General features: G+C 45.7%; 19 protein-coding genes. All 19 read left to right on the top strand.

Translation table 11 applies throughout. The annotated features are described in order from the left end of the window. Nucleotides 1-26 precede the first annotated feature (26 nt). The 19 genes from rpsA to IV64_RS10455 all read left to right on the top strand — a co-directional run bounded on the left by rpsA (nt 27) and on the right by IV64_RS10455 (nt 19,647). Nucleotides 27-1,322 carry a 30S ribosomal protein S1 gene (gene rpsA, locus IV64_RS10545; protein ID WP_057707203.1) on the top strand — a complete coding sequence of 432 codons (1,296 nt, stop codon included), beginning with the start codon at nt 27-29 and terminating at the stop codon, nt 1,320-1,322. An 89-nt stretch (nt 1,323-1,411) separates the two neighbouring features. Beyond that, the gene (gene der, locus IV64_RS10540) at nt 1,412-2,722 is read left to right on the top strand and encodes a ribosome biogenesis GTPase Der (RefSeq protein WP_057707202.1); all 1,311 of its coding nucleotides are present in this window, start codon (nt 1,412-1,414) and stop codon (nt 2,720-2,722) included. Nucleotides 2,723-2,976: 254 nt separating this feature from the next. Then, entirely contained in the window at nt 2,977-3,252 is a 276-nt protein-coding gene (locus IV64_RS10535) for an HU family DNA-binding protein (protein WP_003640587.1), read from the top strand. A 181-nt stretch (nt 3,253-3,433) separates the two neighbouring features. Then, nucleotides 3,434-4,702: a tetratricopeptide repeat protein gene (locus tag IV64_RS10530; protein ID WP_057707201.1), complete on the top strand. Its 1,269-nt coding sequence runs from the start codon at nt 3,434-3,436 to the stop codon at nt 4,700-4,702. 58 nt (nt 4,703-4,760) lie between these two features. Next, a complete protein-coding gene (locus tag IV64_RS10525) occupies nt 4,761-5,567 on the top strand; it encodes a Cof-type HAD-IIB family hydrolase (RefSeq protein WP_057707200.1) in 807 nt (268 codons plus the stop codon). 302 nt (nt 5,568-5,869) lie between these two features. Further along, entirely contained in the window at nt 5,870-6,655 is a 786-nt protein-coding gene (dapB, locus tag IV64_RS10520) for a 4-hydroxy-tetrahydrodipicolinate reductase (RefSeq protein ID WP_057707199.1), read from the top strand. Next, entirely contained in the window at nt 6,652-7,875 is a 1,224-nt protein-coding gene (locus IV64_RS10515; protein WP_057707198.1) for a CCA tRNA nucleotidyltransferase, read from the top strand. Before dapB ends, IV64_RS10515 begins: the two co-directional genes overlap by 4 nt. Before the next feature lie 56 nt (nt 7,876-7,931). Next, the gene (locus IV64_RS10510; protein ID WP_057707197.1) at nt 7,932-8,399 is read left to right on the top strand and encodes a hypothetical protein; all 468 of its coding nucleotides are present in this window, start codon (nt 7,932-7,934) and stop codon (nt 8,397-8,399) included. A 181-nt stretch (nt 8,400-8,580) separates the two neighbouring features. Beyond that, entirely contained in the window at nt 8,581-10,482 is a 1,902-nt protein-coding gene (locus IV64_RS10505) for an ABC-F family ATP-binding cassette domain-containing protein (RefSeq protein WP_057707196.1), read from the top strand. A 14-nt stretch (nt 10,483-10,496) separates the two neighbouring features. Continuing rightward, entirely contained in the window at nt 10,497-11,447 is a 951-nt protein-coding gene (locus IV64_RS10500) for a thymidylate synthase (protein ID WP_057707195.1), read from the top strand. A gap of 83 nt (nt 11,448-11,530) precedes the next feature. After that, a complete protein-coding gene (locus IV64_RS10495) occupies nt 11,531-12,019 on the top strand; it encodes a dihydrofolate reductase (protein ID WP_057707194.1) in 489 nt (162 codons plus the stop codon). 105 nt (nt 12,020-12,124) lie between these two features. Then, nucleotides 12,125-12,976, top strand: a complete 852-nt coding sequence (locus IV64_RS10490) for a DegV family protein (protein ID WP_057707193.1) — start codon at nt 12,125-12,127, stop codon at nt 12,974-12,976. Nucleotides 12,977-13,328: 352 nt separating this feature from the next. Then, complete coding sequence (locus IV64_RS10485) at nt 13,329-14,270, top strand: SGNH/GDSL hydrolase family protein (RefSeq protein WP_057707192.1); 942 nt, start codon at nt 13,329-13,331, stop codon at nt 14,268-14,270. Nucleotides 14,271-14,282: 12 nt separating this feature from the next. After that, complete coding sequence (locus IV64_RS10480) at nt 14,283-14,933, top strand: YpmS family protein (protein ID WP_057707191.1); 651 nt, start codon at nt 14,283-14,285, stop codon at nt 14,931-14,933. 310 nt (nt 14,934-15,243) lie between these two features. Then, the gene (locus IV64_RS10475) at nt 15,244-16,392 is read left to right on the top strand and encodes an RNA-guided endonuclease InsQ/TnpB family protein (protein WP_083491641.1); all 1,149 of its coding nucleotides are present in this window, start codon (nt 15,244-15,246) and stop codon (nt 16,390-16,392) included. Nucleotides 16,393-16,589: 197 nt separating this feature from the next. Continuing rightward, nucleotides 16,590-16,811, top strand: coding sequence for a YozE family protein (locus tag IV64_RS10470; protein ID WP_057707189.1), 222 nt, complete (start codon nt 16,590-16,592; stop codon nt 16,809-16,811). A 30-nt stretch (nt 16,812-16,841) separates the two neighbouring features. Next, nucleotides 16,842-18,347 (top strand): S41 family peptidase, encoded by a 1,506-nt coding sequence (locus tag IV64_RS10465; RefSeq protein ID WP_057707188.1) that lies wholly within the window; start codon nt 16,842-16,844, stop codon nt 18,345-18,347. 282 nt (nt 18,348-18,629) lie between these two features. Continuing rightward, nucleotides 18,630-19,304: a type 1 glutamine amidotransferase domain-containing protein gene (locus tag IV64_RS10460; protein WP_057707187.1), complete on the top strand. Its 675-nt coding sequence runs from the start codon at nt 18,630-18,632 to the stop codon at nt 19,302-19,304. 58 nt (nt 19,305-19,362) lie between these two features. Continuing rightward, on the top strand, nt 19,363-19,647 hold the full coding sequence (locus IV64_RS10455; RefSeq protein WP_057707186.1) for an ArsR/SmtB family transcription factor: 285 nt from the start codon (nt 19,363-19,365) through the stop codon (nt 19,645-19,647). Nucleotides 19,648-19,695: the final 48 nt, after the last annotated feature.

Here is a 19,695-nt window from a genome sequence, read left to right as displayed (position 1 = left end):
GTTATTGTTGACAGGAGGAAATTTGCATGAGTGAAAACGAAAACAGTCAAAATGAGAAAAATGAACTTTTAGACGCTTTAAATAGCGTTGAAGAAGTTAACGTCGGTGACGTTGTTAAGGGTGAAGTCTTAGCAATTGATGACGACAAGCAAGTTATTGTTGGGATCCAAGGTACCGGTGTTGAAGGGGTCGTTCCTTTGAAGGAACTCTCAACACAACGGGTCGAAGATGTCAACGAAGTCGCTAAAGTTGGTGACGTCTTAGACTTGGTTGTCATTTCTCGGATTGGCAGCGACAAAGAAAACGGCAGTTATTTACTGTCACATCGTCGGTTAGAAGCTCGCAAAGTTTGGGACGATGTTGAAAAAGAATACGAAGCAGGTCATACGATTAAAGCTCCGGTAACACAAGTTGTTAAGGGTGGGTTAGTCGTTGACGCTGGCGTTCGTGGCTTCATCCCTGCCTCAATGATTGATGATCATTACGTTGAAGATTTAAACGCCTACAAAGGCCAAGAACTTGAACTTAAGATTATTGAAATTGAACCTAGCGAAAACCGTTTGATCTTATCACACCGTGCCGTTGTCGAAAAGCAACGCGAAGCACAACGTGAAGAAGCTTTGAAGACTTTACAAGCTGGCGAAACGGTTGAAGGTAAAGTTGCTCGTTTGACTAACTTCGGGGCCTTTGTTGACCTTGGCGGTATCGACGGGTTGGTTCACGTTTCTGAAATTTCATACGAACGGGTTGAAAAGCCTGCTGACGTATTGAAGGTTGGTCAAGAAGTTACGGTTAAGATTTTATCCGTTGACGCAGACCGCGAACGGGTTTCATTATCCATCAAAGCAACCTTACCAGAACCTTGGGACGGGATTGAAGAAAAAGCGCCACAAGGTGCCGTTCTTGATGGGAAAGTTAAACGTTTGACTAGCTTTGGGGCCTTCGTTGAAGTCTTCCCTGGCGTTGAAGGTTTAGTTCACATTTCTCAAATTTCACACCAACACATTGCAACGCCAAACGACGTTTTAAAGGTTGGTCAAGAAATCAAGGTTAAGGTCTTAGATGTTCGTCCTGACGAAAAGCGCTTAGCTTTATCCATCAAAGCTTTGGAAGAAAAGCCACAAGCTGCTGAAGGCGAAGAAGAAGCCGCTCAACCAGAACGTCGTAACAACAACCGTCGTCGTAACAACAATAGTCGCGACAACCGGACTGCTAGCGAACGTTCAACGGCGAACGCCCCAGAAGAACAAAGTGGTTTCACTTTAGGCGATTTGATCGGTAACGAATTGAAGAATGCTGGAAACAACAATGATGAAAACTAATCATTGATTGAGTAAAAAATACCCTTCAAGCTTGCCTTGAAGGATATTTTTTTATGATTATGAATTATTTAGGCAAAGGAGGAATTTAGATGGCAAAACCAGTTGTCGCCATTGTCGGGCGCCCGAACGTTGGGAAATCGACTATTTTTAACCGGATTGCCGGTGACCGGATTTCAATCGTTGAAGATACGCCGGGGGTTACTCGTGACCGCATCTATGCGAATAGCGAGTGGCTTGGACAGTCGTTCAGCTTAATTGACACCGGGGGGATCGACATTGAAGACGCCCCGTTCATTAAGCAAATTACGGAACAAGCCGAAATTGCGATTGATGAAGCTGACGTGATCATTTATTTGGTCAGTGTCAAAGGTGGGGTGACCGATGCGGATGAGCACGTTGCCCAAATCCTATACCGGTCAGATAAGCCGGTCGTTTTAGGGGTCAATAAGGTCGATAATCCTGAATTACGCTCAGAAATTTATGATTTCTATTCACTCGGATTCGGTGATCCATACCCGTTGTCTGGGTCACACGGTTTAGGTCTGGGTGACTTGCTAGATGCCGTCGTCAAAAACTTCCCTGAAAAAAGTGGCGAAGATGAGCCTGGAACGATTCGTTTTAGTTTGATTGGTCGGCCTAACGTTGGAAAATCTTCAATTGTCAACGCGCTGTTAGGTGAAGACCGGGTCATCGTCTCAGACGTGGCGGGGACGACCCGTGATGCCATTGATACGAAGTTTACCGATGAAGCTGGTGACCGCTTTGTCATGGTCGATACGGCCGGAATTCGTAAAAAGGGTAAGGTCTACGAAAACACCGAGCGTTACAGTGTTATGCGGGCTTTAAAGGCCATTGACAACAGTGACGTCGCCCTGTTCGTGATTAACGGTGAAGAAGGCATTCGCGAGCAAGATAAACGGGTCGCTGGTTACGCTCACGAAGCGGGTAAGGCGATTATCATCGTGGTCAATAAGTGGGACTTGGTCAAAAAAGATAACCACACGATGAAGGAATTTGAAGCCTACATTCGGGATCAATTCGTTTATTTGGCCTACGCACCGATTATCTTCGTGTCTGCGAAGACGACGCAACGTTTGGAACAGTTGCCTGAATTGATCAAGCAAGTTAATACAAACCACATGCGTCGCATCCAGTCTTCCGTCTTAAATGATGTCATCATGGACGCGATTGCAATGAATCCGACACCAAGTGATAACGGGAAACGCTTACGGGTTTACTATGCGACTCAAGTGGCCATTCAGCCACCAACCTTCGTGGTGTTCGTCAATGACCCTGATATGATGCACTTTTCGTACGAACGCTTTTTAGAAAATCAGATTCGGAACGCGTTCGATTTTACCGGAACACCGATCCACATGATCGAACGGCGTCGAAAGTAGCCGGAAGCCTGTAAAACCAGCATTCTAGCACAATCAATTGGGGTTGTAAATAATTATTACTCGATTCCGATATTTTATGCAAAAGGTCTAAAAAAGCTTGCTATTACAGCATTCCTATGCTATCTTTGATGAAGAAATGATGCTTGTCATCGTTTCTCTCATTTTTGGACCACTCAAAAATGATCATCTGGATGTACGTCATTTAAAAAAAGACTTCTACATCTTCACTCTGTAAAGGGGAGGTGAATTCAAACATGGCAAACAAGGCTGAATTAGTTAACAACGTTGCTGCTGCAACTAACTTAACTAAGAAAGACGCAACTGCTGCAGTAGATGCAGTTTTTGCATCAATCCAAGACACTCTTGCAAAGGGTGAAAAAGTTCAACTGATCGGATTTGGTAACTTCGAAGTACGTGAACGTGCTGCTCGTAAGGGCCGTAACCCACAAACTGGTGACGAAATCCAAATTCCAGCAAGCAAAGTACCTGCATTTAAACCAGGGAAAGCTTTGAAGGATGCAGTTAAATAATTTTCATAAAGTGCAAACTTTTTAAGTCAGTATAGCAATCGTTATACTGGCTTTTTTGTACTGTTTTGCGTTATGCTTATTAGTCGAATCGCACGGCGACATAAATCGGTGTGCAGTCATACTAACTTAAACTTGGGCCCACGAATACGTGGTGGCCTGAGTCATTCTTAAGGGGTGTACCATGTCTTACTCAGAAAAAATGCTTGCCGCCTTGTCAAATGGGCAACTTGAAACGGCCAAGAAACACTTTGCCTGGGCATTACGCAAAGATGATGACGACACGTTGTTTAGTTTGGCCGAAGAACTTTACGGACTCGGATTTTTAAAGCAATCCGCTCGTACTTATCAAAAACTATTAAAAAAGTATCCCAATGAAGATGATTTGAAAACGGGATTAGCCGATATTGCCATCGATGAAGGTGATACGGACCTAGCCTTGGATTATTTACACCAAGTTAAACCCGACTCACCGGCTTACGTTCAAGCACTGCTCGTTGAAGCGGACCTGTATCAAACGCAGGAACTGTTTGAAGTGAGTGAACAAAAACTGTTGGAGGCTTACCGCATTGATTCGGACGAACCAATCGTTGAATTTGCGCTAGCTGAATTTTACTTCTTAATTCGTAACTATAATAAGGCGATTAATTTCTATTTGGACCTGATTAAAAAGGGACAACTTGAAATTTCTAAAGTTAACTTAGTTGAACGAATTGGGGTGTCCTACGCTGAAGCTGGGCGCTTTGAACAAGCCGTCGGGTACTTGGAACAGATCAAACCGGCGAAGTTGACACCAGATAGCCAATTTGAACTGGGCTTTACGTACTTACAACTCGACGAACCGCGCAAGGCCATTGACGTTTTCAAAAAATTGCAGGAACAGGATTCGCAGTATGCGTCCGTTTACCCGTACTTAGCTGAAGCACAAGAAAAGCTGCATCAACTAGATCACGCGTTGTTGACGCTACAGGAAGGTTTGGCTGTCGACCAGTATAATGAGCAGCTTTACTTGCGGACGGCACGGTTAGCCCTTAAATTGGACGCTCAGGACCTCGCTGAGAAGTATTTGCGCGAAGGGTTAAGCATTGACCCGGATAATTTGACCACGGTCTTGGAACTTTCCAATTTGTTAGTTCAACAAGAGCGCTATCAAGATAACGTCAACTTGTTGGACCAATACTTGCAGAGTAATGAGTTTGACCCGCAATTTTATTGGAACTTGGCGGTCTCAGACGACCACTTGGACCACTTCAAGGAAGCCCGGGATAATTACTTAGCTGCGTACCCGTTCTTTGAACACAACGTCGACTTCTTAAAGCCAGCGATTTACTTCTTTAGGGAAGCTGGCATGCTCACGGAAACGGTCGCCGCTTTGCGGAACTACTTGGCCATTGAACCAGATGATGGTGAAATGGTGGCCATGCTTGAAGATTACGAGGACCAGGGCTACTAGTTGAAACCCCTTTCTAGTTTGGTAAAATAGGCTTATACATTCTTAGGGGGTCAAATTCTTGAAAGTTAAAATTATTGCAACTGATCTTGACGGCACGTTTTTGCGGGATGACCATCAGTTTGACCGCGATCGGTTCCAACTTCAATTGGACCAAATGAATCGTCAGGGGCAGCACTTTGTCGTTGCGAGTGGTAATCAGCTCCAACATTGTATCGACGTCTTTGCCGGAATTGACGGCGAGTTGACCTACGTGGCAGAAAACGGCGGACTCGTGATGGATAACCATGGTCAGACGTTGCATGAAAGTCTGATTGACTTAGATTTATTTCGGGAATTGTTGACCTTCGTCGCGACGACACCGGCTATGGCTGGGGTACAGATCTCAGTTTCAGGTAAGCAGGGTGCTTACGTTCGGCCGCAAGATGACAATCCGTTGATGCGGTATTTTTTAAGTAATTTACACGTTGTTGATGACTTAACAACGGTTAACGACCACGTTTATAAAGTGAATTTTAGTTGGCCGGATGCGGATGCTAACGTGCACGCCGCGGCGATCAATCGGCACTTTGATAAACGATTGCGCGCAACGGTCAGTGGTGGCAACGGGTTAGATGTCATTCCGCCGCACGTGCATAAAGCGGCCGGATTGGCCTATTTACAAGCACACTGGCAAGTGACGCCTAGTGAGACGGCGGCGTTTGGCGATAACGGTAATGACCTTGAAATGTTGCGTGAAGCGGATTACAGTTACGCTATGAAAAATGCCATTGCTCCCGTCAAGCAAGTGGCAACTTACGAGACGCCCCGTGACAATAATCATGATGGCGTGTTAGCAATCATTGATGGTCTGTTGACGGACGCGTAGTTAATGGCTAATGAACATAAAAAAGTGAGTTTGAGACAAAACTCAAAAAGCCAATCAGAAAATTTTCTGGTTGGCTTTTCCTATTACTATTGTCGAAACGTGCGCCAAATGGCAGTTTGTTCCGCTTAACCCGAAATCAGCGACCATTCCAAACCCAGGAATAATCGCTGATTTCACGTTAATGCTCACACACTAACTGCCGTTTGGCCCACTCTTATTTTTTGTTGCGAAAGGGATTAATCTGCCGTAACCGTAGATTGTCTGCTAAAATATAATTAGTTTAACCTTGAGGAGGAATTATTTTGATAAAAGTAATTGTGGCCGGCTATAAAGGTCGGATGGGCAGCACCGCTGCACAAATGGTCATCGACAACCCAGATTTTGAATTGGTGGGCGTTTTCGATGCGCGTAGTCAAGAACAAAATTTAGGTGAAGACGACCGTTTCAAGGGTCAAGACGTTCCTGCGTTTCACGATCTAAACCTAATCAAGACGGATGCCACCGTATGGATCGACTTTACGATTCCAACGGCAGTTTATGAAAACGCTAAGTTTGCGTTAAATCACGGTATTTCACCCGTTATCGGGACGACCGGGATGACCGACGAACAAGTCAAAGACTTACAAGCATTAGCAAAAGAGAAAAAAGTTGGGGGCTTAATTGCGCCCAACTTCGGGATCAGCGCAGTCTTGTTGATGCAATTTGCACAACAGGCGGCCAAGTACTTCCCAGATGTTGAAATCATTGAAATGCACCACGACGATAAAATTGATTCACCTAGTGGGACTGCTATCAGTACGGCCAAGAAGATTGCCGAAGTACGTCAACCTAAGCAACAAGGTAATCCAGATGCCACTGAAACCATTCCCGGTGCCCGGGGTGCTGAATACGAAGGCATGCGGATTCACGCGGTTCGGTTACCAGGGTTAGTTGCCCATGAAGAAGTTATGTTTGGCGGCCCTGGTGAAGGGTTAACGATTCGCCAAGACTCCTTTGACCGGATTTCATTTATGACCGGTGTCAAGGTCGCTGTTGAAAAGGTTAACCAGTACCACGAACTCTTCGTTGGCCTGGAGAACTTACTATGATTTTGACCCAATTACCGGCAGAGTTTCAAGCAGCTAAGCCGGTTCTTGATACGATTGAGGCCGCGGGTTACGAAGCGTATTTTGTTGGGGGCTGTGTTCGGGATACGATCCTGGGTAAGCCGCTACACGATGTCGATATTGCGACGAGTGCGTTTCCAGCCGAAGTGAAGGGCTTGTTCAAACGCACGGTTGATACCGGGATCGAACACGGAACGGTCATGATTTTAGATCACGGAAATGGCTATGAAACGACCACGTTTCGGACCGAATCCGGTTACCAAGATTTTCGGCGTCCCGATACCGTAACCTTTGTCCGGTCGTTAAAAGAAGACCTCAAACGGCGAGACTTTACCATCAACGCGCTGGCGATGAAGCCTAATGGTGAGGTCATCGACTTGTTTGACGGCCTCGCTGATTTGAAAGCGGGCGTCTTGCGGGCAGTTGGCGTGGCGGAGGATCGGTTCCATGAAGATGCGCTGCGAATGATGCGCGCAGTACGGTTCGCCAGTCAGTTAGACTTTGATATTGAACCGGCGACCCTGCAAGCAATCACGGACAACGCCGCTTTACTGAGTAAGATCGCCGTTGAGCGAACGCGGGTCGAATGGGAGAAACTGTTGACCGGTCAAAAGCCGGTGCGGGGGTTACAGGCGCTACTCGCAACGGAACTTTACCGCTACATGCCGTTAATGGCTGACCAAAAGCCAGCGTTAGAGCAGCTGGTGGCGTTGCCAGCCTGGCAATTGCCGACGGTTGAGAGTGTCTGGACGTTGTTAGCCTGGTTGCGCCAAGCGCCCCAACCAGCAAACGTCCGGCAGTTATTGAAGGCTTGGAAGACGAGTAATGAGTTGATTGACCACGTGACGGCTGCTGTAAGGGCGCTGAGTGCGTTGAAATGTGCTGGACAGCTCACTAGTCGTGAATGTTTCGACGTTGGCTTAGCAGCGCTGACAACTGCCAATCAGGTCGCAACGATTCTGGGCTTTGGTCAGCCACAATCGCACTTGGATGCGGCGTACGCGGCGTTGCCGATTCATAATAAACACGAATTGGCCATTAATGGCGGTGACTTATTGAAGCGCCAATTGGTCACACCGGGGCCAGCAATGGGGCGGGTTTTAGCTGCTTGTTTGGACGCAGTAATCACTGGAAAAGTTAAAAATGAATCGACGTTATTGCTTGACTTTGCGCGGATGGTAGCGGATTCAAAAAACAATTGATATTTTCTATTAATCTGTTACGATTATAGTGAAACTAATTCAATGAGGTGATTGAAATGAAGCAGGCATTAGAAGCACTGAAATTTTATTTCCGCAATGGTGACACTTGGGAAGTTCATCACCAAGACATCTCCGATTTGTGGATCGGTCGGGTTACAACTAGTTATGGGCGCATTAAGGGTGGCGAGATGACGATCATTCATCCTTGCAAGTCCTTCAAAGCGGAATTTACACCGGATGCAGATGCAGTGGATCCTAATACGACGCAACTTTCATCCGTAACGAGCGGGATGTTTGAACGGGTCACTCATTATCAAGACATTGAAAAAATTGATATTTTGTTCGGCGATGAACGTCCAACCGAACAAATCTACCTGCCATTTAAGCCTAAGGACGTTGACGGTATTGATAACGTTTATCAAACCAGTTCAATTTCTAACGATGGCAAGTTACACTTAGTCGTTGATTCTGACCGCACCGTCGTTGACATCTACGGTGGTCAATATACGGAACCTAACCAATAAAATTTAACTGAGTTTGTCAGCAAACTTATCAATGATGTTTCAGAAATCAGCTCATTTCTGAAACATCATTTTTTATGCTTCTGATGAAACATCTGACCGTTAGCTGAGCATTGGCGGTTGAGTTTTTGCGCATTTCTAGCTAAGATAGAATTTAATGATTAAAAAGGGTGGATCGTAGAATATGCAAACTTTAAGAGCAGAACATCTGACCCGAACTTATGGTGAGAAGACGTTATTTCAAGATATTTCGTTTATCGTGAATGAACATGACCGGATCGGTGTTATTGGTGTGAATGGATCTGGTAAGACGAATTTACTGGACGTTTTGGCTGGCGTTACGGCGCCAGAAGCAGGCGAATTAGTTAAACCTAAAAATTATACAATCGGCTATTTAAAGCAAAAGCCGGAGTTAAATCAAGACTTAACGGTGATCGACGCCGTGCTAGCCGGAAGTCAAAAGATTTTCCGGACGATTCGACACTATGAACAGACGTTGGCTGCTTACGCGAAGGCACCGGAAGACCCGGCGACCCAGCAAGCTTACGTTGACGCTGAAGACCGGATGAACCAAGAAGATGCGTGGACGGCTGAAAGCGACGTTAAAACGATTTTAACGCAGTTGCACATCACGGATTTAACGCAGGTCGTTAAACAAATGTCCGGTGGGCAACAAAAGCGGGTCGGGCTCGCACAAGTATTGATCCAAGCGCCCGATTTGTTATTGTTGGATGAACCGACTAACCATTTAGATTTTGATTCAATTGAATGGTTGGAGTCGTATTTGTCGTCCTATAAGGGCGCGTTAATCGTCGTGACCCATGATCGTTACTTCTTAGACCAAGTGGCGAACCAAATGTTTGAATTGTCATTTGGTGAACTTTATAAGTACACGGGGAACTATCAAGACTTCGTGCAAGCTAAGGCTGAACGGGTGTCACGTGACGTGACCGCTGAACATAAACAACAACAGCTCTATAAAAAGGAACTCGCGTGGATGCGTGCGGGGGCACCGGCCCGGAGTACGAAACAACAGGGGCGGATCAACCGTTTTAACGATTTAAAAGATAATTTGAATACGTTACAAGTTGACGGCAACGTTGATATTTCATTGGGCCAACAGCGTTTAGGTAAAAAGGTCATTGAATTAAAGGACGCCAGCTTAGCGTTTGATGGGCAATCGATCCTGAATGACTTTTCAATGCTGATCCAGGCAAACGACCGCATTGGAATTACGGGGATCAACGGGGCTGGTAAGTCCAGCCTGTTGAACGTGATTGCGGGTCGGCTGCCTTTAGATTCGGGAACGGTGACCATTGGTGAGACCGTTAAGATGGCTTACTATACGCAACAGACGGAACCGATTCCGGGTGATAAGCGGATCATCAACTACTTGCAAGACGTCGGTGAAACGGTGCTCAATAAGCAGGGCGAACACGTTTCTGTGACTGAGCTACTTGAAGAATTTCTCTTTCCGCGTTCAATGCACGGGACTTTGATTCGTAAATTGTCGGGTGGTGAACAACGCCGACTCTACTTACTAAAGCTCTTGATGCAACAGCCTAACGTCTTGTTATTAGACGAACCTACGAACGATCTAGACATTGGGACGTTGACGGTGCTAGAAAATTACCTGAGTGATTTTGCGGGGACCGTTATTACCGTTTCTCATGACCGGTACTTCTTGGATAAGGTTGGCACTAAACTGTTGATTTTTGATGGCCATGGTCAGATTGAACGCTACGCTGGGCGTTTCTCTAGTTACTTAAAGGAGCAAAAGCAGGCGGAAAATCAGGTCGCAACCGCGACTAAAACGAAATCGGCAGTCAAGACCGATGAAAAGGCGGATGCTAAGCCTAAGGAAAAAGTTAAACTGACTTACGCCGAACAATTAGAGTACGAAAAAATTGAAGGCGTGATTGAAAAGCTGGATGGCCATAAGTCTGAGATTGAACAGTCAATGGCAGACAACGCGAGTGATTATGGTAAGTTGGCTGACTTACAAAAGGAATTGACTAAAACTGAGCAGGAAATTGATACTAAGATGGACCGCTGGGATTATCTCAGCCAGTTCGCCGAAGCCTGAAGGGAGTCGTACGTATGTTAGAAGATAGCTATTTACAACTGGCCCAAACGATTTTAGATCACGGTACCTACAAGGATGACCGTACTGGGACCGGGACTTACAGTATTTTTGGTTACCAAATGCGGTTTGACTTATCGAAAGGGTTCCCGTTACTGACGACGAAGAAAGTGCCATTTGGTTTGATCAAAAGCGAGTTATTATGGTTCTTACATGGCGATACTAATATTCAGTACTTGTTACAGCATCATAATCACATCTGGGATGAATGGGCCTTTAAAAACTGGGTCAGTTCACCAGCGTACAGTGGCCCGGATATGACGAATTTTGAGCACCGGCGGTTGGATGATGCGGACTTTGCGCCCGTTTATAAAGCCACGATGCAAGCATTTGACGACCGGATTTTAAACGACGACGACTTTGCGGCTAAGTTCGGCAATTTAGGCGACGTCTACGGGGCGCAGTGGCGTCACTGGCAGACCCGGAACGGCGAAACGATTGATCAGATTGCTAACGTCATCGATATGATCAAAAAAACGCCGGATTCACGCCGGTTGATCGTCTCCGCTTGGAATCCGGAAGATGTGCCTAGCATGGCGTTGCCACCGTGTCATACGTTGTTCCAGTTTTACGTTGCTGACGGTAAACTGTCTTGTCAGTTGTACCAACGTTCGGGGGATGTCTTCTTGGGCGTACCGTTCAACATTGCGAGTTATGCGTTGTTGACGAACTTGATCGCAAAAGAATGTGGCTTACAAGTTGGGACGTTCGTGCATACGCTGGGGGATGCCCACATTTACACGAACCACGTTTCACAGATCAAAGAACAACTGCAGCGGCAACCAAAACCGGCGCCTCAATTAGTGCTTAGTGGTGCTCATGACAGTATTTTTGACTATCAAATGAGTGATATTAAGCTAACGGGGTATGATCCGGCGCCTGCAATTAAGGCACCGGTTGCAATTTAAGGTAACTGGCTAACTAAATCATTTGAAGCAAATAATCGCAACCGGCAACCGGTTTTATCGGTTGCTTAACGAGGAGGAACACAATGATTGCACTAATCTGGGCTGAGGACCAAAATGGGTTAATCGGAGCGGACGGTCAGTTGCCGTGGCACTTACCAGCGGACATGCACCACTTCAAGACGTTAACGACGGGTCACGACGTGGTTATGGGACGAAAAACCTTTGCTGGCTTTAAGCGGCCACTGCCTAACCGGACAAACTGGGTGTTATCACGCCAAACGCTAGCTTTGCCGGCAGGCGTCCACCAACTAGCTAGCTTAGAAGAACTACAAGCATTGGATGCTCAGCACCCCCAAGCGTTACTCTTTGTGATTGGCGGGGCCAATGTTTTTGAAACCGTCTTGCCAATTGCACAGCGCTTATACCGCACGCAAATTGCGCATGCTTTTACCGGCGATACGTGGATGCCGGCGGTCGATTATCAGCAGTGGCGCTTAGATGAGCACGTGGTTGGCGCCGTTGATGAAAAAAATCGATACCCGTTCAGTTTTGACAACTTTAGCCGGCGTTAATTCGGTTCGAACAGTGAAACTAATGGTTATTTCTGCTATACTAAAAGCATTAATTTATTGAAACGGTTGGAGAACCTTTACAACCATAAGAAAGCGTGGCAAAGTATGACGAAAATCAAGATTGTGACCGATTCTTCGGCAAATTTAACGGACGAAGAGGTTCAAAAGTACGATATTACCGTGATTCCGTTAACCGTCATGATCGATGGCACTATTTACGTGGAAGACGAAACGATCACGCGTGAAGAGTTCATTAGCAAGATGGCAACTGCTAAATCGTTGCCAAAGACGAGTCAACCAGCATTAGGAACGTTTATTGAAACTTTTGATAAGTTGGGTGCGGATGGTAGTAGTGTCGTCTGCATCAACATGCTCGAAGCAATTTCGGGAACGGTTCACACGGCTGAACAAGCAGCGTCAATTTCAAAAACCGACGTCACGGTGATTGACGCTAAAACAACGGACCGGGCAATGTCATTTCAAGTTGTGACGGCCGCAAAACTCGCACAGGCTGGGGCGGATAAACAAGCCGTCATCGACGCTGTGCATCTGACTCAAGAACACACCAAGTTGTTCATGGGTGTGATGACTTTAAATAACTTAGTAGCCGGTGGACGGATCAGTCGTTTGACCGGTGCCATCAGTACCTTATTGAACGTCAAGATTGCCCTTGAAGTCGACAACGGGGACCTAGACGTGAAGATGAAGGGCCGGGGCGTTAAAGCAATCAATAAATTCTTTGACAAAGTGCTCGACGACATTATCGCCACACCTAACGTGGTTGAAGTCGCGATTTCGCACGTAGGCGCAACTGAACGGGTTGAAGAATATAAAGCCCGCTTGCAGGCTGCGTTACCAAGCCTCAAAGTCAGTGTCCAACCGACGGTGCCAATCATTGCAACGCATGGTGGCCCCGGGGCCTTTGCCGTGGAATACCACACGCAAACACCAGCTTAAAAAAACATGGGGGACGCCAAGTAGCGCCCCTTTTTCTTATCAGTTAAAGTGGATTTACTTACCCGCCTCCGGTTGAGCATGATTTCACCTGCTGTGGCGACCGGTCCAAGCCTGAGGCCCGTCTTGGTCCTCGCTTGAAAGCCGAAAGTTCACGTCTTTCAAGACGTCGGTGCTGTAAAAAACGGAAAAGCACCGTTTTAACACCACTCACACAGCAGGTTCATCATGCTCACCCTGCGGCTAAATATTAATTTGTTTAGGCGAAGCGATGTAGAGACCAGTATTACTTTAATGTATGTCGTGTAAATATTTAATAAAAATCTGAAAATTTCAATTGAGAGGGGTTTTGCCAATGTCAAAAATTTGGGAAACCGTAAAAGTCGTCCTAATCGTTGCGGTGTTGGCCGGAGCCGTCTTTTTCGGGGTCAACTATTTAATGCACCCCCAATCTACGGCCAAGTCGCCAACTAATAAGACGAGTAAAACGGCCAGGCAGAAAACGCCACACAAACGCTCGATTCAACTCGTTGCGGTCGGTGATTCGTTGACTGAAGGGGTCGGTGATGAAGCTGAGGGCGGCTACGTGGGTCAGATCAAGCAGACCTTAACTAGTAAGCAGCACTTGAAAGTGGCCACGACCAACGCCGGTAAGTCTGGCGACCGTAGTGATCAGATTTTAGCACGTATCAATAAGTCCAAAACGTTACAACAAAAAATTGCTCACGCCGATGTGATCACGGTCACGGTTGGTGGGAACGACTTGTTGCAGACGCTTGAAGGCTCCATTACGTCTAACAATACATCGAAAAACAATGCGACCGTGGCGAAAGCCCAAACGGTCTATGCGAAAAAACTGACGACGTTGTTTAATAAATTACAAAGTTTGAATAAATCCGCGTCACTATTTGTTTTTAGCATCTATAATCCAGTTTATGTGAACTTTCCAAATGTCACCTCAATTGATCAATACGTCCGTCAGTGGAACGACCAGACTAAGACGACGGTCAGCCAGTATAACCACGCCTATTTCATGGATATCAATACGACCATGTCACACGGGCAGTACAAGACCGCGGCGGAAATTAATAAGCTTAAAAAGGCCGCTTCCGATACGACGTTAACGAGTTTGGCTAGTACCGCGGCCATTACGAACGCCTTGTCAGCTGAAAGCAAGACGAACAATTTGATTTCTAAGAGTGATAATTTCCACCCTAACAAAAAGGGTTACCGAATCTTTACAAATAAGCTCTATCAAACGATGCTGGCACATAATAGCTGGTTATTAAAGAAATAAGGAGGTTATGTCATGCGGGAAGCACAACGTAGTAAAGCAACCGCGACACCCCGGGTTAAAACGCCGAAACAAAAGGGACCGTTTAACCCTTGGAAATGGGTCGCCATCATTTTGATTGCGCTAGTTGTTGGGACGGGCGCTTACATGGGTACGCAAATGCTACGCTCGTCGGACGAAGCAACGACTATCACGAAGACGAGTCGTACCGACGCAGCTAGTGTGCCGATTGAAATGAACCGGCAACAACTAAACGCCTTAGCGAGCTACTACTTAGCAGACCTCCAAAAGGGTCAGGACATGAAGTACCGCTTTGTCGTTCGTGAAGACGCAGCCTACTTACTTGGGATTACCAAGGTTCTAGGGCAAAACGTGTCGTTTGTCATCACGATGCAACCAAGTGTCATTGACGATGGGAACATTTCGCTGAAGGCGACGAAGTTATCCGTGGGAACGATGTCGATCCCAATCAGTTTTGTGATCAATTACATTAATAATAATTACAAGATTCCAAGTTGGGTCAAGCTGAGTGCGAAAACCAAGACCATTAATTTATATTTGAACAAGCTAGTCGGTAAGCACGACGTTCGCTACAGCGTCGATCAAGTCGACTTGAAGAATAACCGGTTCAAATTTGAAATGCACATTCCAAGTAGCAGTAATTAAGAGGAGGTTACTCATTACTAAAATATAGAGAAGTATAGAACTATGTAGAAAAGAATTCTAAGCTCCCCATAGAAAGTAAATATGGAGGTGGCGAGCTTGGTAATGATTAAATCTAGCGATATAGCATCATGGTTTGCACACTGTAAAAAGTAAAAACTTTCAATACGCGTTTTTCAAATAAAAGTAGTGTTATTTAGATCAAGGTAACCATTCTTGATGGTCAAATCACTGACATTGGCAACAGCCTAAATTATAATGAGAAGTGTGATTATAAGCTGAAAATGAAACTGATTTGGTGGGGGCGATGCTGATGATTCGAACACAAAAAGTAAGAATTTATCCCAACCGTCATATGAAAAAAGTGCTCGATAGCCTTTGTGATTATCGGCGATACTGCTGGAACGAGGGGCTGGCTACTTGGAACGACATGTATGATTTATATACACTTGATTCCAATAGTCCCGGTCCCAGTTTTTACTCAGTTCGGAATGAATTAGTTGCGAATAAAGCTGATTGGCAGTACGAGTTATCAGCACGTACCTTGCAGTTAGCGATTACTGATTTGGGAAATGCTTGGAAGAATTTTTTTGATAAAGCGCAACCTGACTGGGGCAAACCAACATTTAAGTCGAAAAAGGCTGCCCGGCAAGGCTTTAAAACTGACCGAGCTAAAATTGTTGCTGGTAAGCTTCGATTGGACAAGCCACGTGGCACCAGAGATTGGTATGACATCACGATTAGTAAGCATACTGATTTGTCAGGTGTGCTGAAGGTGGCCAGTATTTATCGTGAAAATGGGAAATACTGGGCTAGTCTTCCCTTTGAAGTTGAACTTGATACCAAGCCAAAAACTGGTGATAGGTCAGCTGTTGATGTAAATGTTGGCCATTTGAATTACACGGATGGCATTATTGATACGTTGCCAAAGCGGTTGCGTAAGTTGTATCAGCGGATTAAATTTTACCAAAAGCAATTAGCTCATAAACGAGTTGTGAATAGGAAAAAGGCAACTAAAAGTAATAATTATGGTGTAATGAGAGCCAAATTGCAGCGTGATTATTGCAAAGTTGCCAATATCCAACACGACATCATGCAAAAATTTACGACGAAACTTGTTAATGATTACGACAAAATCGTAATTGAAGACTTGTCCGTCAAAGTTATGCAGATGAGCCACGTTGCTTCTAAAGGCTTACAGCGGTCAATGTTTGGTTACTTTCGACAAACGTTAAGCTATAAGTGTAAGTGGTACGATAAAGAGCTGATACTTGCGGATAGCCAATACCCTTCAACGCAGTGGTGTTCAAAATGTGGCCGTATCAAATCTGGGAGCGACAAAATCACTTTACAAGGTAATGCATCACATCAGACTAAGCATAATGAATATGTTTGTTATGGCTGTGGCGCAATACTAGACCGTGATGAAAATGCCGTTGCTAATTTACTAGATTTAATCTAAAAATAAAAGCTAAACGGGGCTGGCTAAGTCCTTAAGCTGTCATAGTTGGTCAATGTGATTACTCCCAAGCGGAATATCGGAATACCGGCGACATAACGGTAGCAAGCAAAGATAAGGAAAGGAAATATGTAACCTTTCTAAATGTAGAGATCAGCAATGATTTTTAACATTTCTCCATATTTTGCATAGCAGGCACCATGCATAAAACGTTTTATCAATATTTAATGACGCAACGCAATCCAGACAGTACCGCATCGGTAGCTGAATTTGCCAACAACGCGTTTTTCGATCAGTCGTTTCCGAAGCAAAGTCAGGACTTTCACGAAGTTTCGCAGTACTTGGAACTCAATGCGGGCTACTTGCCAACGATGACGATTTTTGACGAAGCGTGGCAGGCCTATTTAGCTAGCGAAGCCTAAGCTTAATTCGTAGGAAAGAGGAAGTTCGGTATGCCAGAGGAACCAAAGCAGCACACGGACGCGGAGAAGAAACCAACTAATTCGCATATCAAAAAGAAGGCCCCCCGTCAAAAACGGCGCGTGGGTCTATGGACTTATATCATTTCAGTCGTGGCCGCACTCGCAATTGGGGTTGGCGGCACGTATTGGTTCATTGGGCGGATCGTTAATCAACAACTGAGCAGCATGCAACAGACCAATCAGGCCATGAAGAAGATCCAGTCAGTGTATTCGACCATCAGTGAAAACTATTACCAACCAGTCAATGCGAATAAATTGGCTAACGGTGCGATTAACGGGATGGTCAATTCGCTTGGCGACAAGTTCTCTGAATATATGGATAAGAGTGAGACGGAGAGCTTGAACGACACGATTGACAGCTCGTTTTCTGGAATCGGCGCTCAGGTCCAAAAATCTGGGAGTTACGTTCAGATCATTTCACCAATCGCTAAGACACCAGCGAAAAAGGCTGGCTTAAAGCCGAAAGACGTGATTAAAGCGGTCGACGGTAAGTCGGTTGCTGGTAAGACGCTGACCGAAGCCGTGAACATGATGCGTGGCAAGGTTGGCACCAAGGTTAAGCTGACGATTCAGCGGGGCACGTCCAATTTTGACGTCACGTTGAAACGGGCGAAGATTCCTGTGACGACCGTTAATTATAAAATTGTCGGTGGCAAAAAGAAGATCGGGTACATTACCGTTTCGACCTTCTCGACGGATACCGCTAAGGAATTTAAGACGGCGTTAAAGGCTCTCGATAAGAAGGGCGCTAAGAAGCTGGTCATTGATATGCGGGGCAACCCTGGTGGTTTGATGACGGCGGCGTTGAAGATGGCGTCCATCTTTATCAAGGACGGCAAGACCATTATGCAAGTTCAAGAACGTGATGGTTCCGCTGAAAAGTACGTTGCTGGCAAGAAGTACGACGGTGGTTTTAAGGAAACGAAACCGACGACCGTACTGATTGACGGTGGGAGTGCTTCAGCCGCTGAGATTTTCTCCGCAGCCTTGCACCAGTCCGCTGGCGTGAAACTCGTTGGTTCTAAGTCTTACGGTAAGGGAACCGTTCAGACGGTCACTTCCTTTAGCGATAAGACCGAAATGAAGATCACGGTTGCTAAATGGTTAACACCGAATGGCACTTGGATCAACAAGAAGGGCTTAACTCCTGACGTTAAGGCAGACGAACCAAGCTACGCTAGTTTGACGATTGTCAGCAAGTTGAGCGACTTAGCCGCCGATAAAGTTAACCCGAACGTCAAGACGTTCCAGCAATACTTGAAAGCGTTAGGTTACTTTAAGGGCAGTGCAAACGGCTACTTTGGGCCTTCAACGACGACGGCGGTCAAGGCTTATCAGAAACACGCTAAGCTGACAGCTACTGGCAAAGTCGACAAGCAGACGTTAGCCAAGATTGAAACGGAACTCGCAACTAAAATTAGTGACAATGACAAAGCGTACGACGCGGCCATGGAGCTGATTAGTAAAACCAATTAGGCTTCAAAAATTGAAGTATCCTTGATCAACTCTTAGTATGAGAGGTGATTGGGGGTGCTTTTTTGATGTGCCGTTTTAGAGGCTGAATTTCCAAGGGACTTTGGTTGACTACTAAGGCATCGGATAGTTTAAAATATTGAACAGAGAGCTAGTATGGTCGATTGTGACGAATTAAAATTGTCTGCTACAAGGTAATTTCCTCGTGCAGGATATGACGATGCTAGAACGGTTACGGCACATATTTGATGCCACTGTAGAAGAGATTGGAGCGATGAGCAAATAATGAAAAAAGTATTGTTGGTTGAAACGAACGTGACGCGCTATCAAGGAACAACGGACCCGACTGGTTTGTGGTTAGGCGAAGCGGCTGAGTTTGTGGATGAAATGAATCAGGCAGGAATCGCGGTTGATTACGTGAGTCCTAAGGGCGGGTTCGTTCCACTAGACCCGCGAAGTATGAAGTATACGGACGAGGCTATTATGCGCGTTTATGAGGATTCTGATTTTATTGAACGGGCGTTGAAGGATACGTTGCGACCAGATCAAGTAACCCCCAGTGATTATGCTGCTATTTACTACACGGGCGGTCACGGGGTCATGTGGGATTTTCCGAATGACCCTAACTTGCAACGGATAGCCATGGCAATCTATGATAACGGCGGCTACATTAGCTCGGTGTGTCACGGAATTGCCGGGTTGTTGAATTTAAAAGACGCGCAGGGACGGTACCTGATTGCGGGTAAGCGGATTACCGGTTTTACGACGGCTGAAGAAAGAATTGCTGGGAAGAAGGCGGTCGTCCCATTTTTGAATCAGCAAGTCGCCGAAGCTCACGGCGCGCATTTTATGAAGAAGCGTTTTTACAGCGAGTACGCGGTTAAAGATGGTCGGTTATTGACGGGGCAAAATCCATTTTCCGTACGGGCAGTTGCCAAACTGTTACTGAATGAACTGTAACCTTAATATCAAGTCGTAAAGACTTGCTTAAACGGCTAATTTTAGTAGGATAAGAAGTATGACAAAACAAACTGAGACAATTGAAGCGCAAGTCAAAATTTTTAAAGCGTTGGCGGACCCGACGCGATTAGAAATTATTCGTTACTTGAATCAGCTTGACCACGAAGTTTCTTGTGGTGAGGTGGATCGTGCCATGCACATCGGTAAGACTTCGGGGTCGTATCACTTTAAAATTTTGCAGGCGGCCGGTTTGATCACCGCCCGTAAAGAGGCCCGTGAAAAATACGTGGCGTTAGACCAGTCGACTTTTGACCGTTATCTAACCCATTTCTGGCAAAACTGATTGCACAATAGACCAGCAAAGAGTAGCCCAATTTAGGGCTACTCTTTT

Source organism: Lactiplantibacillus xiangfangensis (assembly GCF_001438845.1).
GTDB lineage: Bacteria > Bacillota > Bacilli > Lactobacillales > Lactobacillaceae > Lactiplantibacillus > Lactiplantibacillus xiangfangensis.
The sequence above is the reverse complement of the archived record's forward strand: the minus strand, read 5'-3'. Positions and strand labels throughout refer to the sequence as shown.